Here is a 13916-nt window from a genome sequence, read left to right as displayed (position 1 = left end):
ACGAGCACGGCGACAACGCCGGGGGAGAAGAGGACGACGAGTGGCGCAGAAGACGGCTTCGAGTGCCGACCTGACGTGGTTGCTGGATGATCTGGTCGGCCGGGTGAAGCAGGCCGAGCATGCTGTCGCGCTCTCGACGGACGGCCTGCTGATGGCTTCCTCGCAGGGACTCAGCCGCGACGACGGAGAGCACCTCGCGGCGATGGCGGCTGGCATCCAGAGCCTGGCCCGGGGCGCCGGCAAGCGCTTCGGCGGCGGGCAGGTGCAGCAGACCATCATCGAGATGCAGTCCTCGTTCCTGTTCGTCACAGCCGCCGGGCGCAACGCCTGCCTCGCGGTGCTGGCCACCGAGGACGCCGACGTCGGCCTGATCGCGTACGAGATGGCGATGCTGGTCACCCGGGTCGGCAAGTTCGTCGCCTCGCCGACACGCAACGCCGAGCAGTCGGCCGGCGAGAAGTAGCCGCGATGACCGTGCAGGGAGAGTCCGCGGAACATCAGTGGGTGGACGACCATGCGGGTCCGGTGGTGCGTCCGTACGCGGTGACGCGTGGCCGGGCCCGCCCGGTCACCGGCACGTTCGATCTGATCTCCCTGGTGACGGCGACCCGGGCCGACGTGACGCCGGAGGTCGGCCTGGGCCCGGAGCACCTGGCGATAGTCGGGCTCTGCCAGCGGATGCAGTCCGTCGCCGAGATCGCCGCCCACCTGGACCTGCCGGTGGGCACCATCCGCGTCCTGCTCGGCGATCTGGTGGCCCGCAACCTGGTGCAGGTCCGCGAGCCGCGGAACACGGCCGGCCTTCCCGACAACAGCGTTTTCGAGGCGGTAATCAATGGACTACGGGCACTCTGAGCGGCCGGCGGGAGCGACCCCACTGCCCACCGCGATCAAGATCCTCGTCGCGGGTGGCTTCGGCGTGGGCAAGACCACCATGGTCGGTGCGGTCAGCGAGACGCGCCCGTTGCGTACCGAGGAGGTGCTGACCGAGAGCGGCGTCGGTATCGACGACCTTTCCGGGGTGGAAAGCAAGACCACCACCACGGTGGCGATGGACTTCGGTCGGATCACCATCAGCGACGACCTGGTGCTCTACCTGTTCGGCACCCCCGGCCAGGACCGGTTCTGGTTCGTCTGGGACGAGCTGGCGCTCGGCGCGATCGGCGCGGTGGTGCTGGCGGACACCCGCCGGCTGGCCGACTGCTTCCCCTCCATCGACTACTTCGAGGGCCGGGGCACCCCGTTCGTGGTGGCGGTGAACTGCTTCGAGGGCGCCCGGCAGTACCGGCTCGACGAGGTGCAGGCGGCACTCAACCTGGACCCGGGGGTGCCGGTGCTGCTCTGCGACGCCCGGCAGCGGGAGTCCAGCAAGGAGGTGCTCATCACGCTGATGGAGCACGCCATGAAGACCCGCGACGCCCGCCGCGACGCCGGCTAGGACGGCCCCCGCGCACTGGACCTGGCCACCGCCGTCTGATGGCCAGGGTGGCCAGAGCCGCAACACGAGATCGTGACGCAGTTCTGTGGGAGCCGGAGGGGTCGGAATCCCTCCGGCCACCCGCCGCTCAGCTAGAACGCAAGTGCTGAGGCCCGGCCACGCAGGGCTGCATGCCTCGTCAGCCGCAGTGTTTCTTGTACCGGTATATGTGAGTCTGCAGGCCCACATTTCCGCCGAAATCAATACACCTGCCGGCCATGTTGACGCCGGCCGGCGTGTAAACCGGTCCGGCGTAGTAGCTGTATTGACCGCGATCGCACTGAGTCTTGTGAGTCGTCGTATTGTCCGGGCAGTCCTGCCAACTGCCACCGGACGCGCGAATCTCGACGAACGTTCCTGTCGGGAATCTCGTCTGCTTGCCGTACATGTGTCCGGCGTGCCGCATGATGGCACAGTTCCGCTTGAGGGAGGATGAGTAGTAGATTTCCAGGTTGCCCTCATGCTGGTCGGTCATGTCATTCTGAAGCCGGTACAGACCGACCAGGGAGTAGGACGACCCACACTCGCCGCCAGCATTGGCGGCTGGCGCGAATCCGACGACCGCCATCGCTGACAACATCGTTGTGACCAGCAAACGAGCGACAGTTCTTCGCATTACACCTCCACGTGATTCGTTGACTGAGGCCGCCTTCAGGCGACTCAGGAATCATGGCAGACGGACATATCGATGCCATATAACCCGGGCATAGGGTGGTACGTCTTCGGCTTGAGGCGCCCGGTTGAGGAGCCGCCGCGGTCCGGTTGTGAATAGCTGCTTGAATACGTCGAGGGCGTGATCCGTTTCGAGCCGCCTGGCTCACATCCCGACGAACTGATGCGGGGCATCACTCGACTAGAGGAACCGCATGCCGATCTCGTCGGCCTGGTCGAGGGCTTCTACCGCAGCCGGTTCACCAGCGAGCCAGAGCACGGCGCCGAGCGTGCGCAGGGCGTCACGTTGCTGGACGGGCCGCCCCAGCGAAACCGCGCCGGCGACCGCCCGGCGAGCGTCGGAGATCGCCCGATCGAGGTGGTGTAGACGCGCAAGAGTGAGCGCGCGTCGCTGCAGCGGCCCTATCGCTAGGGCAGGGCCTGCCTGCTCTGATTCGCGGACCGCACGATCGAGATGGAGCAAGGCGAGGTGCTCCTGCCCCGCCCGGGCACGGACCATGCCGAAGGAATCGAGGATTTCGGACATGAGCTGAGGCAGGCCGATCCTTCGAGCCAGGAGGAGACTGTGCCGCAGCAACGCGAGAGACTCGTCCATGAGGCCCGCAGCGTGTGTGGCTTCCGCAGCGTTGAGCAGGCATATGGCGACGGCCCGGTGCCGACCGGCCGAGGCATAGGCCGTGATGGCGTGCGCAAAGTCGCCAATGGCCTGGTTTTGTTGCCCAAGACGTACCCTGGCTGAGGCGATGTTCGCCACCACCTGGGCCCGCAGCAGGTTGTCGGTGATCTTGGCTAGCTGACGGCGCGCCTCGGCCACCCGCTCTGCGAGCTTCGCGGGTCGGTCCAGGAGGATCTCCGCGAAGACGGCCGCGCTGTACATCTGGGCGAGGTGAGCGGGATCGCTGGTGCGGTCAGCCTCGGCGAGCAGTGGAGCGTAGAACTCGACGCAGTCCGCGGGGAAGGTGGTGCTCAGCCACCGGCTCAGCGGCCCGAGCAGCTCGTGGGCGAGCGCTGTGGACTCGTCGTCGGCAGTGAGGTCTTTGATCAGCCGGTTCAGCATGTGGCGATGACAGTTGAGCCACTGCATGGCCTGGTCGTGCGAGCGTGGAGCGCCCAGCCGGGCATCGGTGGGCCGCCGGGGAAATGCCTCACCGTCCTGAAACAGGACCCGGCTGCTCCGGATGATCCGGATATAGGTCCGAGCGATCCGACGTAGTGCGGCCCGCCCGACTTCAACCGGCTCGTCTATCGCCAGCTCGACCGCGTACGACCTGATCAGGTCGTGAACCACGTACCGGCCATCGCGGTGCTCGACGAGGCCATGGTCGATGAGCGCGTCAAGCGCCAGCGTGGTGTCCGACGGTGTTGCGTCGATCAGGGCTGCGGCGACCTCCGGCGTCAACTCATGGAACCGTCCGGCGCCGATGCGTCGGAGCATGAGTGCCGCGTGCCCGGCAACCGAGCTGTTTTGCAACAGCGAGACGTAGCCGGCCCGGAATGTCGATCGGACGTCCAGGTCAGCAAGCCGGAGGTGGTCGAGACGGGTGTGCTCATCACGCAGCGCCGAGGCCACGTCCGAGGCCGATACCCCCGGGTGTCGGGCCATCCGTAGGCCGGCGATCACGAGGGCCAGTGGCAGGTATCCGCACAGACGTGCCACCGCGCCGAACGCGTCAGGTTCGTGATCAAACCTGCTTTCCCCGACTATGCGGCGCATGATCTCGACGGCGGCCTCGGGTGTGAGGGCGTCCAGCCGGACCCGGTCGGTGCAGTCCAGAATGTCGAGCGGGTGGCGGCTCGTGACGAGGGCGGCACAGCCGGATCCGGCGGGCAGCAGGTGCCGTAGCTGGGCCGGATCGTGGGCGTTGTCGAGCACCACGAGCAGCCGCCTCCCGGCTAGCGCGTTCTGGTACGAGGCCGCGGCTGACTCGAGGCCGTCTGCCAGCCGACTGTCCGCGATGCCCAGTGCCCGCAGGAAATGCCGGAGCGCATCGAGCGGTTCCCGTGGCCCGAGCTCCGCCGAACCGCGCAGGTCGACGAAGAGTTGCCCGTCCGGAAAGTGATCGCGCAGGCCGTGGGCCGCGGCAAGGGCGAGTGTGGTCTTGCCGATCCCGCCCATTCCAGTGATCGCGACGATCGCGCCGCTCCGGCCAGCCGGCCTGCTGAGCAGCACCCGTTTCACCTGTTCGAGCTCAGCGTCGCGGCCGACGATCAGGCGCGGCCGCGGTGGCACCTGAGTCGGCCGGGGCAGGCTGGCGATCTGCCGCGCAGATACCCGGACAGGTGGGTGGATCGGCGGCTCGGTCCGGGGTTCGGGCCGTTCGCCCTGCAGGATCCGGCGTTGCAGTGCCGTCAACTGTGGGCCGGGATCAAGGCCGACGTGCTCGGCGAGGGCGTCGCGCGCCTCCTGGAAGGCGCGAAGCGCCCCCGACCTGTCGCCCACGGCATAGCTCGCGCGGACCAGGGCGTACCAGCCCTGCTCATGGGACGGATGGTCGGTCACGAACCGGCGCAAGCCGTCGATCGCGGCATGGCCGCGACCGCTGCGCAAGCACGCTTCCAGATACTGCAGGCGGGCCGAAGCGTATTTCTCGGTGAGGGCGTCGATGTAGGCGCGGACCGCGAGCCCACCTCCCGCGCCCAGCAGCGCGTCGCCACGCCAGAGCGCGAGCGCTGACTCGAACAGCGCCATCGCCCGATGGGGTTGACCTGCTTCCAACGCGGATGTGGCTGCTGCCACCTGTCCGTCGAACCGAGCCTCGTCCAGCTCGTCGTTATGCACCAGAATGCTGTAGCTCGCGTGCCCGGTCGTCAGCCTGTCTCCATGGACACCGAATGTGGCCCGAATCGACGACACGTAGTTTCGGATGTTGGCGACGGCGGAGTCGGGGGGCTCACCCCACCACAGTTCCTCGCAGATCCGATCCAGGCTCACCGGATTGTTGCGCCGGCTCAGCAGCAACGCCAGCAACGCCTGCCGTTTCGGACCGCCAACCGGCACCGGTTCGTCTGCGATCCGGACGGCAAGCGGCCCGAGGACATGGAACATCACCGACGCCATCGCCGCTAAACTTCATCGGCTAACCGGCCAACGCGGCCGTCGAGAACGTCCACGGTTGGCAATGTACCCGCGGGCGCAAAAACCTCCGGGGGCTGCCGGTGGGAGCCGCTCGGGCAGGAATCCCAGTCGTCGGGTAAGACCACCTGGCGACGCAACAACCCCGGGCCAGACACACGAAGGGCCCCTTCCCGGCTGCGGAAGGGGCCCTGTCACGTGGTGCGTCAGCTGGCGATCATGCGCCGCAGCACGTACTGCAGGATGCCGCCGTGCCGGTAGTAGTCCGCCTCACCCGGGGTGTCGATCCGGACCACCGCGTCGAACTCGATCCCGGTGTCGGTGCTGACCTTGACCGTGCGCGGCGTGTCGCCGTCGTTCAGCGCGGTCACCCCGGCGATCGAGAACGTCTCGGTGCCGGTCAGGCCGAGCGACTCGGCGGTCTCGCCGGCCGGGAACTGCAGCGGCAGCACGCCCATGCCGATCAGGTTCGAGCGGTGGATCCGCTCGTACGACTCGGCGATGACCGCCTTGACGCCGAGCAGCATGGTGCCCTTGGCCGCCCAGTCCCGCGACGAGCCGGAGCCGTACTCCTTGCCGGCCAGGACGACCAGCGGCACGCCGGCCTCCTGGTAGGCCACCGAGGCGTCGTAGATCGAGGTCTGCTCGCCGGTCAGGTGGTTGACCGTGAAGCCGCCCTCGACGCCGGGCACCAGCTGGTTGCGCAGCCGGATGTTGGCGAAGGTGCCCCGGATCATGACCTCGTGGTTGCCCCGGCGGGAGCCGTACGAGTTGAACTCGTGCCGCGGCACGCCGTGCTCGGCGAGGTACCTCCCGGCGGGGGAGTCGGCCTTGATGGAGCCGGCCGGCGAGATGTGGTCGGTGGTCACCGAGTCGCCCAGCTTGGCCAGCACCCGGGCGCCGGCGATGTCGGTGACCGCCTTCGGCTCCCGCTCCATGCCCTCGAAGTACGGGGGCTTGCGGACGTACGTCGACTCGCCCTCCCAGGCGAAGGTGTCGCCGGTCGGGGTGGGCAGCGACTGCCACCGCTCGTCGCCGGCGAAGACGTCCGCGTACGCCGAGCTGAACCCGGAGGCGCCGATCGCCGAGGCGATGACGTCCTGGATCTCGGTGCTGCTCGGCCAGATGTCGCGCAGGAAGACCGGGTTGCCCTGGCTGTCCTCGCCGATCGGCTCGTTGGCCAGGTCGATGTCCATCGTGCCGGCCAGCGCGTACGCGACCACCAGCGGCGGGGACGCCAGGTAGTTCATCTTGACGTCCGGGTTGATCCGGCCCTCGAAGTTCCGGTTGCCGGAGAGCACCGAGACGACGGCCAGGTCGGCGTCGTTGACGGCGGCCGAGATCTCCTCGGGCAGCGGGCCGGAGTTGCCGATGCAGGTGGTGCAGCCGTAGCCGACCAGGTGGAAGCCGAGCTTCTCCAGGTACGGGGTGAGGCCGGCCCGCTCGTAGTAGTCCATGACGACCTTGGAGCCGGGCGCCAGGGTGGTCTTCACCCACGGCTTGCGGGCGAGCCCCTTCTCCACCGCGTTCCGGGCCAGCAGCGCGGCACCGATCATGACCTGCGGGTTGGAGGTGTTGGTGCACGAGGTGATCGCGGCGATCACCACGGCGCCGTGGTCCAGCTCGAACTCGGTGCCGTCCGCACCGGTGACCTGGATCGGGTTGGTGGCCCGCCCACCGGCGCCGACCGCTGCCGTCGCCAGGTCGCGCGGGGCGTCGGCCGGGTCGTTGACACCGTTGGCCGGGGAGTCGCTGGCCGGGAAGGACTCGGCGCTGGCCTCGTCGGCGTGGCCGACGACCCCGAACGGCTTCTCCTGCTGCGGCACGCCGGCGGCGCGGCCTCGGTCGCCACCGGTCTCGTCGGCGGCCACGTAGTCCTTCAGCGCCGAGCGGAACAGCGTCTTGGCGCTGCCCAGCGGCACCCGGTCCTGCGGGCGCTTCGGGCCGGCCAGGGACGGCTCGATGGTGCTCAGGTCCAGCTCCAGGCGCTCCGAGTACTCCGGCTCGGCGGCCGGGTCGTGCCAGAGGCCCTGCTCCTTGGCGTACGCCTCGACCAGCGCGACCTGCTTCGGGTCGCGGCCGGTCAGCTCCAGGTAGCGGACGGTCTCGGCGTCGATCGGGAAGATCGCCACGGTGGAGCCGTACTCCGGCGACATGTTGCCGATGGTGGCCCGGTTGGCCAGCGGCACCGCGCTCACGCCCGGGCCGTAGAACTCGACGAACTTGCCGACCACGCCGTGCTTGCGCAGCATCTCGGTGATGGTGAGCACCAGGTCGGTGGCGGTGGTGCCGGCCGGCATCTCACCGGAGAGCTTGAAGCCGACGACCCGGGGGATGAGCATGCTGACCGGCTGGCCGAGCATCGCGGCCTCGGCCTCGATGCCACCGACGCCCCAGCCCAGCACGCCCAGGCCGTTGACCATCGTGGTGTGTGAGTCGGTGCCGACGACCGTGTCCGGGTACGCCTGCCCGTTGCGCTCCATGATGGTGCGGGCCAGGTACTCGATGTTCACCTGGTGCACGATGCCGGTGCCCGGCGGGACCACCTTGAACTCGTTGAACGCGGTCTGGCCCCAGCGCAGGAACTGGTAGCGCTCCTTGTTGCGCTCGTACTCCAGCTCGACGTTGCGCTGGAAGGCGTCCTCACGGCCGAACAGGTCGGCGATGACCGAGTGGTCGATCACCAGCTCGGCCGGGGCGAGCGGGTTGACCTTGGTCGGGTCGCCGCCGAGGTCGCGTACCGCCTCGCGCATGGTGGCCAGGTCGACCACGCAGGGCACGCCGGTGAAGTCCTGCATGAGCACCCGCGCCGGGGTGAACTGGATCTCCACGCTCGGGTCGGCGGTGGAGTCCCACGCGCCGAGCTGCCGGATGTGGTCGGCGGTGATGTTCGCGCCGTCCTCGGTCCGCAGCAGGTTCTCCAGCAGGATCTTCAGGCTGTAGGGCAGCCGCTCGTGGCCGTCCACCTTGCTGATCTTGAAAATCTCGTAGCTCGCGTCTCCGACGCGTAGCTGGGTCTTCGCACCGAAGGTGTCGAGGCTCGCCACGTCGTACTCCTTCACACCAGCGACCGTGAGTAGTCCTGAGCAGTCTGTCGCACCGGCCGGAGTGCCGCCGTGGTTAGGTGACACTTACCGCCGATTCTCGCTTTCAACAAAACCGTACGTCCGTCTTGCTAAAGGCGCAACCTCGTGCCATGGTTCGGGACGAGGAGGTACCACCATGATCCACCACGTCCAACTCGCCTGCCCGCGCGGCTCCGAGGATGCGTCCCGGGCCTTCTACGTCGGCGTGCTCGGCCTCATCGAGAAGCCCAAGCCGCCGGTCCTCGCGGCCCGCGGTGGCTGCTGGTTCACCGGGCACGACGCCGAACTGCACCTCGGCGTCGAGGACGACTTCCGGCCCGCCCGCAAGGCGCATCCCGCCCTGCTCTGGCCGGACCTGGACGCGCTCGCCGACCGGCTCACCGCCGCCGGTCACCCCGTCACCTGGGGCGATGACGAGCTACCCGGGATGCGTCGCTTCCACACCGAGGACGTACACGGCAACCGGCTGGAGTTCCTGGCCCCGCTCGATTGACCTGCGGGCGATGCCTGGCTCGTCGTGCGGGGCGGTGGCCGGCCCGTCGTGCGGGGGACGTCCGGGTTCAGGCCGTGCGGGCGGCGCCGCCGGCACGGCGCACGGCCTCGTCCAGAGCCTCGGGGGTACGGCCGACCAGCGCGCTGCCGTCGTCGAGCAGCAGGATCGGGCGCTGGATCAGCTCGGGCGAGGCGACCATCGCCTCGATCCAGCGTGGCTCGGCCGCGGTGTCGCGCGGCCAGTCGGCCATCCCCCGGGATACCGCCGCCGGCTCCTGGAGTCGGCAGATGTCCCAGGGACGCGCGTCAAGCCGGCGCAGCACCTCGACCAGTTCCGCTTCGGTCGGCGGCTGGTCGAGGTACGGCCGGACCTGGTAGCCGACACCGGCCTCGTCCAGCGCGGAGCGGGCACCAGCACTCTTGGAGCAGGCGGGGTTGTTCCAGATCTCCATGCCCGACATGGTGCCAGCCACCCGTCGAGCCGCGCGCGCCCCCGGAACCCCTGGTCAGTCCCCGGCGCTCCCGTGCACGGCGTGTGGTGACCCGGCCCGGCGCACATCCAGGCAGGTCTGGTGCCGCAGCGCCATGAACCATGCCGCTGCGGCCGTTGCGGTGGGTGTCGGCCTGGTCGGCCCGTCGGCCTGTTCAGCCGGGCGTGTCGTCGCGGGGCGGGCACTGCCGTACGGGTGTGATACCTCAGAGTCATAGTTATGCCTCTGAGGTATCGCGCTGTCGGGGCGATTGGTCGGCCGCCGGCCGTTGCGCGATCGCTTGGTGTCCGGTGCCGCTGGGGCCGGGCTGGCTGGCCGTGGGTTGATGGCCCGGTGTCGGCGATGTGGCGGCATCACGTGTCTCGCTGGGGGTGGAATCGCCGGCCACCTCGATCACCACCGACCGTCAGAGTGGTGAGCGGGAACTCGGCGTCCGCTACGAGGCGCAGCCGAACTTCTACTACTGCGGCCCCGCCGCCGCCCGCAACGCCCTGTCCGTGCAGGGCAAGAACATCGACGTCGACGCCATGGCCAAGCAGATGGGCACCACCGAGGCCGGCACCAACTCCATCAACGACATCACCCCCGTCCTGAACAAGGAAACCGGCAAGGACGTCTACCGCAGCGTCGAGATCCGCGACTCCAAGGCGGATGAGAAGCAGACCGACAACCTGCGCACCGACATCGTCAAGGCCGTCGACGAGGGCCGCGCCGTGGTCGCCAACATCGCCGGCACCGCCACCGACACCGACGGCAGCACCCACTCCTTCGAAGGCGGGCACTACATCAGCGTCGTCGGCTACCGCGACGGCGGCAACACGGTGACCATCGCCGACTCGGCCAACCCGAACACCGCCAGCTACCGGATGAACATCGACAACCTCGCCGACTGGATCGCCACCCGCGGCTACACCGCCTGACAACCAACAAGCACCAACGAACACCGAGCAGCAACGCGAAGGGCCGACCCCAACCCAGGGGGCCGGCCCTTCGCCGTCCCCGCGTTTCCCGGGTCACCGACGGCCACTGACCGCGCCGCGGCGAAGCCGCTCAGGCCGCGTCGTCGGCTGACTTCGCCGCGCTGGCCTGCGCGTGCCGGTCCCGCAACCGGGCCCGGATCTCCTCCGGGGTGTACGCGCGCCGCCGCCGCTCGGCGCGGGCGATCACCACGCCGGAGGCCGCGACACCGGCGAGACCCGCGAGCCCGAGCACCTTCCACCACCGCAACCGTCGCCGCATCGGCCTAGGGTAGACGGCCATGAGGGTGCGAATCAGCGGTCCGGCCCACGGTGGCGTGTCGGGCGACGGTGGAGCGCCGGCATGAGCGAGCGTCAGCGAGCGAATCATCGGGGCAGTGCGACCGCGCCTCATGGCGGCACGGAGCGAAGCGGAGTGCCGGCATGAGTGTGAGCCTGGACGAGGCCGTCGAGCTGACCCGTACCGGCGACCTGTGGGTGTTCCGTGGCCGCAGCGTGCCGGACCGGGCCATCCAGTTCACCACCAACAGTCCGGTCAACCACGTCGGCATGGCGGTGGTGCTGGACGACATGCCGCCGCTGATGTGGCACGCCGAGCTCGGCCGGTCGCTGCCGGACCTGTGGTCGGGCACCCACCAGCGCGGCGTGCAGCTGCACGACCTGCGGGACGCGGTCTGCGTCTGGGCGAACCGGTACGGCCAGCGGGCCTGGCTGCGCCAGCTCGACCCGCCCGCGGACGCCGGGATGGAGGATGCGGTGCTGCGTACCGTCGCCCGCCTGGACGGCACGCCCTTCCCGTCCACCGCCCAACTCGCCTGGCGCTGGTTGCGCGGCCGGGTACCGGCGATCCGGCTGCCGGCACCCGGGCGCCGGGGCGGCGCCGCCACGCCGGTGCGCGACGGCGCGCTGGAGTCGGCGTACTGCGCGGAGGTCGTCGCGGTGACCTATGAGGCGATGGGGCTGCTCCCCGCCGGTCGGCGGCCGAACTGGTACGACCCGGGCCGGTTCTGGAGCGGCGACGACCTCGGCCTGACCGGTGGCGCCCAGCTCGGAGCCGAGATCGAGGTGCGGGTACCGGCGCGCTGAGGTTTGGCCGGCCGGCTGATCGGCAATTGTCAGCCGGGTGAGAGCCTCCACCGACCTGGACACGCTGACCGACTTCTTCGACCGGTACGGCGTGGCGCTGACCGCCGGCGACGTGCCCGCCATCGCCGGCTGCTACGCCCTGCTGACCATGGTGGCCGTCGAGTGGGAGTTCCTGGACTCCCAGGGGCGGAAGGTGCCCGGCGAGCGGTACCGCTATCTGCTGCGGACCACCGACCATGGCCCGGCCATCTGCACCGTGGTGCGGACCGCCTGACCCGCCGCCGGGCCGCGGACCCGGGCGGCCGGCCCAGCCGAGACCTGGACGCCGGACCGGGCGGGGCGGTTCACGGTCGCCCGGTGGGCACCCAGAACCGCAGCTTGCCGGCGCGCTCGTCGGCGAGGACCCCGCCGTTGCGCTCGATCACCCGGCGCGAGGCGAGGTTGTTTACGTCGCAGGTGACCAGCGCCGGGTCGATGTCGAGCCGGTGGGCCACCGGCAACGCCGCGCGCAGCATGGCGGTGGCGTGCCCGCGGCGACGGGCGGTGGGCCGTACGTCGTAGCCGATGTGGCCGCCGACCTCCCGCAGCGGCGGGGTGAGCCGGTGCCGGACCGAGATCCGGCCGAGGTACTCGTCGCCGTCGACCCACCACAGCGTGGTGTCCGGCACCCAACCTGCCGGCCGCGGCGTGTCCGGCAGCGCCTGGGCGCGCAGGTCGGCCACATAGCGGACGAACGCATCCGGGCGGTGCCAGGTCGCCGCGTACCGGCGGATCTCGGTGCCGACCATGGTGTGGTCCTGCCGGTCGCCCCGGCCCTCGGCCAGGAACTCGGCCATCGCGGCCAGGAAGCTGGCGTGTACCCGTTCGGTGGGGGGCGTCAGGGCGGGCATGTGCCGATCAGACCCGAACCGCCGCCGGTCGGCCAACCGTTTTCGGTGGCGCACCGGCCGGTCGGTCGGATCGCGGACGGCTCCATTCCACCCGGGCAGGACCGCTGGCTAGGCTGGCGAGTCGGTTCCGACGAGGGGGGAACGGATGTCTGTGCGGCCCGCCGGCGATCCCGGCCGGCATGCCGCATCCCGTGTGCTGGCGTCGGTGCCCTGGGTCATCGTCCTGCTCGGTGTCGGCTTGCTGACCGCGATGCTGGTGGTCGCGCTGGTGGCGTTCCGCGCCCCCGAGCGCCGCCCGGCGGCCGAGCCGCCGCCGACCCAGCCGCTGGCACTGCCGTCCCTGCCCGCACTACCGGGACTCGCGCCGACGTCCCCGCTGCCCGCGACCCCGACGTCGGCCACCCCGTCGGCCAGGGCCACCTCGCGGCCACCGGTGCCCGCCGGTGACCGGTCCGCGCGCCCCGCCGACCGGGGCGACGGTGTGCTGACCGCCAGCTATCGGGTGACCGGGAGCGACCGCGACTCCTTCACCGCCCGGCTGGTGATCGGCAACGGCACCGACGACGCCCGCGAGTGGCGGGTCGAGCTGCTTTTCGGCGGCAACGTGAAGAGCATCCAGGTCTCCTCCGGGGGCGCCGGGATCGCGGTGACGAGCACCGGCGCCGGCCGGTACACGCTGCGCGGCACCGGACCACTGGACCCCGGGCAGAGCTGGACCCTCGGGCTGCGGTTCACCCGCCACGGCACCGGTGACCGCCCGGGAAGCTGCACGGTGAACGGCGCCGACTGCGTCATCGGCTGAGCGGTGAGCCCGGCCGGTGCGGGGCCGGGCCGACGCCACCGGCGCGCCCTCGACCGTTACGCTTCCGACGACCGCTGGAGGGATGAGATGTCCGGCACGGGCCGAGCACCGAGCAAATCGTACGGTACGACCGCCGTCGCGTCCTCGCCCTGGATCGTGGTGTCGATCGGTGTGGCCGTGATGGTGGTGCTGCTGGTCGTCGCGCTCGGGGCGTACCGGGGGCGCAGTCCCGACTTCGACGCGCAGCCCGACCCACCGCCGCCCACGGTCGCCCTGCCCGAACTGCCCCTGCCACCGACCGCCTCCGCCTCGCCGACGCCGTCCGCGCGGGCGACGCGTACGCCGGGGGAGCGCACCGTGAGCCCGTCCGCCCGGCCCACGCCGAGCCGGGCCAGCCGCGCTCCATCGCCCACCGCCGGTGGGGGTGACGCCCCGTTGGCCGTGCCGCCGCCGTCGTCGCCGATGAGCGGCCGCTACCGGGTGGTGGACTCGTTCCGGGGCGGGTTCATCGGCGAGGTGCTGATCCGCAACTCCTCGTCGACCGGACGGGACTGGACGGCCCGGCTGGTCTTCCCGGGCGGGCGGTTGGACATCGCCTGGCTGGAGGGCGCGCCACAGGGGACGGTGAGCCGCACCGACGACGGCTTCAGCTACCGCAGCGGCCGGGACCTGGCCGGCGGCGCCTCGGTGGCGCTGCGGTTCCACGTCGAGGACGCGGACAGCCGGCCGGCGAGCTGCACTGTCGACGGCGTCGCCTGCACCGGGCTCTAACAGCATCGGGGCACCCTCCACGGCCCGGCGCGGGACTGCGCCGGGCCGTCCTCTTTGCAAGCGCCGTGCCTTGTTGCGACTTGGTTTGCAAGGTATTGC

The 13916-nt window shown here is 70.4% G+C and carries 15 protein-coding genes; 9 read left to right on the top strand and 6 right to left on the bottom strand.

Going from position 1 to position 13916, the window contains the following annotated elements:
• The first annotated feature begins 40 nt into the window (after positions 1-40).
• From FHX32_RS21280 to FHX32_RS21270, 3 genes are read left to right on the top strand one after another with little or no spacing between them, the layout of a single operon-like run.
• Positions 41-463, top strand: a complete 423-nt coding sequence (locus FHX32_RS21280) for a roadblock/LC7 domain-containing protein (protein WP_167185787.1) — start codon at positions 41-43, stop codon at positions 461-463.
• Positions 464-468: 5 nt separating this feature from the next.
• Positions 469-855, top strand: coding sequence for a DUF742 domain-containing protein (locus FHX32_RS21275; protein ID WP_088992931.1), 387 nt, complete (start codon positions 469-471; stop codon positions 853-855).
• Entirely contained in the window at positions 836-1438 is a 603-nt protein-coding gene (locus FHX32_RS21270; protein ID WP_167185784.1) for an ATP/GTP-binding protein, read from the top strand. The genes FHX32_RS21275 and FHX32_RS21270 overlap by 20 nt, the downstream gene beginning before the upstream one ends.
• Positions 1439-1616: 178 nt before the next feature.
• Here FHX32_RS21270 and FHX32_RS21265 read toward each other — a convergent pair whose 3' ends face one another.
• The 3 genes from FHX32_RS21265 to FHX32_RS21255 form a co-directional block, all read right to left on the bottom strand.
• Positions 1617-2045 carry a hypothetical protein gene (locus FHX32_RS21265; RefSeq protein ID WP_167185781.1) on the bottom strand — a complete coding sequence of 143 codons (429 nt, stop codon included), beginning with the start codon at positions 2043-2045 and terminating at the stop codon, positions 1617-1619.
• 285 nt (positions 2046-2330) lie between these two features.
• Positions 2331-5207, bottom strand: coding sequence for a BTAD domain-containing putative transcriptional regulator (locus FHX32_RS21260; protein ID WP_167185778.1), 2877 nt, complete (start codon positions 5205-5207; stop codon positions 2331-2333).
• Positions 5208-5428: 221 nt separating this feature from the next.
• Complete coding sequence (locus tag FHX32_RS21255) at positions 5429-8284, bottom strand: aconitate hydratase (RefSeq protein ID WP_167185775.1); 2856 nt, start codon at positions 8282-8284, stop codon at positions 5429-5431.
• Between the two features lie 160 nt (positions 8285-8444).
• Between FHX32_RS21255 and FHX32_RS21250 the strand changes: the two genes are divergently transcribed.
• Positions 8445-8801, top strand: coding sequence for a VOC family protein (locus FHX32_RS21250; protein ID WP_167185772.1), 357 nt, complete (start codon positions 8445-8447; stop codon positions 8799-8801).
• A gap of 67 nt (positions 8802-8868) precedes the next feature.
• On the opposite strand, the gene FHX32_RS21245 is transcribed toward FHX32_RS21250, so the two are convergent.
• Positions 8869-9252, bottom strand: coding sequence for an ArsC/Spx/MgsR family protein (locus FHX32_RS21245; RefSeq protein ID WP_167185769.1), 384 nt, complete (start codon positions 9250-9252; stop codon positions 8869-8871).
• A gap of 383 nt (positions 9253-9635) precedes the next feature.
• Here FHX32_RS21245 and FHX32_RS21240 point away from each other — a divergent pair, with 383 nt between their 5' ends.
• Complete coding sequence (locus FHX32_RS21240) at positions 9636-10211, top strand: C39 family peptidase (RefSeq protein WP_167185766.1); 576 nt, start codon at positions 9636-9638, stop codon at positions 10209-10211.
• 130 nt (positions 10212-10341) lie between these two features.
• Here FHX32_RS21240 and FHX32_RS21235 read toward each other — a convergent pair whose 3' ends face one another.
• Positions 10342-10530: a hypothetical protein gene (locus tag FHX32_RS21235; RefSeq protein WP_167185763.1), complete on the bottom strand. Its 189-nt coding sequence runs from the start codon at positions 10528-10530 to the stop codon at positions 10342-10344.
• Positions 10531-10691: 161 nt separating this feature from the next.
• Here FHX32_RS21235 and FHX32_RS21230 point away from each other — a divergent pair, with 161 nt between their 5' ends.
• Together FHX32_RS21230 and FHX32_RS21225 are read left to right on the top strand one after the other, a co-directional pair.
• The gene (locus FHX32_RS21230; protein WP_167185760.1) at positions 10692-11354 is read left to right on the top strand and encodes a hypothetical protein; all 663 of its coding nucleotides are present in this window, start codon (positions 10692-10694) and stop codon (positions 11352-11354) included.
• A 37-nt stretch (positions 11355-11391) separates the two neighbouring features.
• Complete coding sequence (locus FHX32_RS21225) at positions 11392-11628, top strand: SH3 domain-containing protein (protein WP_167185757.1); 237 nt, start codon at positions 11392-11394, stop codon at positions 11626-11628.
• A gap of 70 nt (positions 11629-11698) precedes the next feature.
• Here the strand turns inward: FHX32_RS21225 and FHX32_RS21220 are convergent, their stop codons facing one another.
• On the bottom strand, positions 11699-12244 hold the full coding sequence (locus tag FHX32_RS21220) for a GNAT family N-acetyltransferase (RefSeq protein ID WP_167185754.1): 546 nt from the start codon (positions 12242-12244) through the stop codon (positions 11699-11701).
• Between the two features lie 205 nt (positions 12245-12449).
• On the opposite strand from FHX32_RS21220, the gene FHX32_RS21215 reads away from it, so the two are divergent.
• Together FHX32_RS21215 and FHX32_RS21210 are read left to right on the top strand one after the other, a co-directional pair.
• Positions 12450-13046: a cellulose binding domain-containing protein gene (locus tag FHX32_RS21215; RefSeq protein ID WP_167185751.1), complete on the top strand. Its 597-nt coding sequence runs from the start codon at positions 12450-12452 to the stop codon at positions 13044-13046.
• A 159-nt stretch (positions 13047-13205) separates the two neighbouring features.
• Entirely contained in the window at positions 13206-13817 is a 612-nt protein-coding gene (locus tag FHX32_RS21210; protein ID WP_486481221.1) for a cellulose binding domain-containing protein, read from the top strand.
• Positions 13818-13916 lie beyond the last annotated feature (99 nt).

Source organism: Micromonospora sp. CNZ280 (assembly GCF_011759515.1).
Note: the sequence above shows the minus strand (reverse complement) of the source record. Positions and strands in the feature narration are given on the sequence as shown.

Excerpts from the sequence above, each read along its gene's own strand:
- FHX32_RS21275 (WP_088992931.1), top strand. The coding sequence starts at position 469 with ATGACCGTGCAGGGAGAGTCCGCGGAACATCAGTGGGTGGACGACCAT.
- FHX32_RS21270 (WP_167185784.1), top strand. The coding sequence starts at position 836 with ATGGACTACGGGCACTCTGAGCGGCCGGCGGGAGCGACCCCACTGCCC.
- FHX32_RS21265 (WP_167185781.1), bottom strand. The coding sequence starts at position 2,045 with ATGGCGGTCGTCGGATTCGCGCCAGCCGCCAATGCTGGCGGCGAGTGT.
- FHX32_RS21260 (WP_167185778.1), bottom strand. The coding sequence starts at position 5,207 with ATGGCGTCGGTGATGTTCCATGTCCTCGGGCCGCTTGCCGTCCGGATC.
- FHX32_RS21250 (WP_167185772.1), top strand. The coding sequence starts at position 8,445 with ATGATCCACCACGTCCAACTCGCCTGCCCGCGCGGCTCCGAGGATGCG.
- FHX32_RS21245 (WP_167185769.1), bottom strand. The coding sequence starts at position 9,252 with ATGGAGATCTGGAACAACCCCGCCTGCTCCAAGAGTGCTGGTGCCCGC.
- FHX32_RS21235 (WP_167185763.1), bottom strand. The coding sequence starts at position 10,530 with ATGCGGCGACGGTTGCGGTGGTGGAAGGTGCTCGGGCTCGCGGGTCTC.
- FHX32_RS21230 (WP_167185760.1), top strand. The coding sequence starts at position 10,692 with ATGAGTGTGAGCCTGGACGAGGCCGTCGAGCTGACCCGTACCGGCGAC.
- FHX32_RS21220 (WP_167185754.1), bottom strand. The coding sequence starts at position 12,244 with ATGCCCGCCCTGACGCCCCCCACCGAACGGGTACACGCCAGCTTCCTG.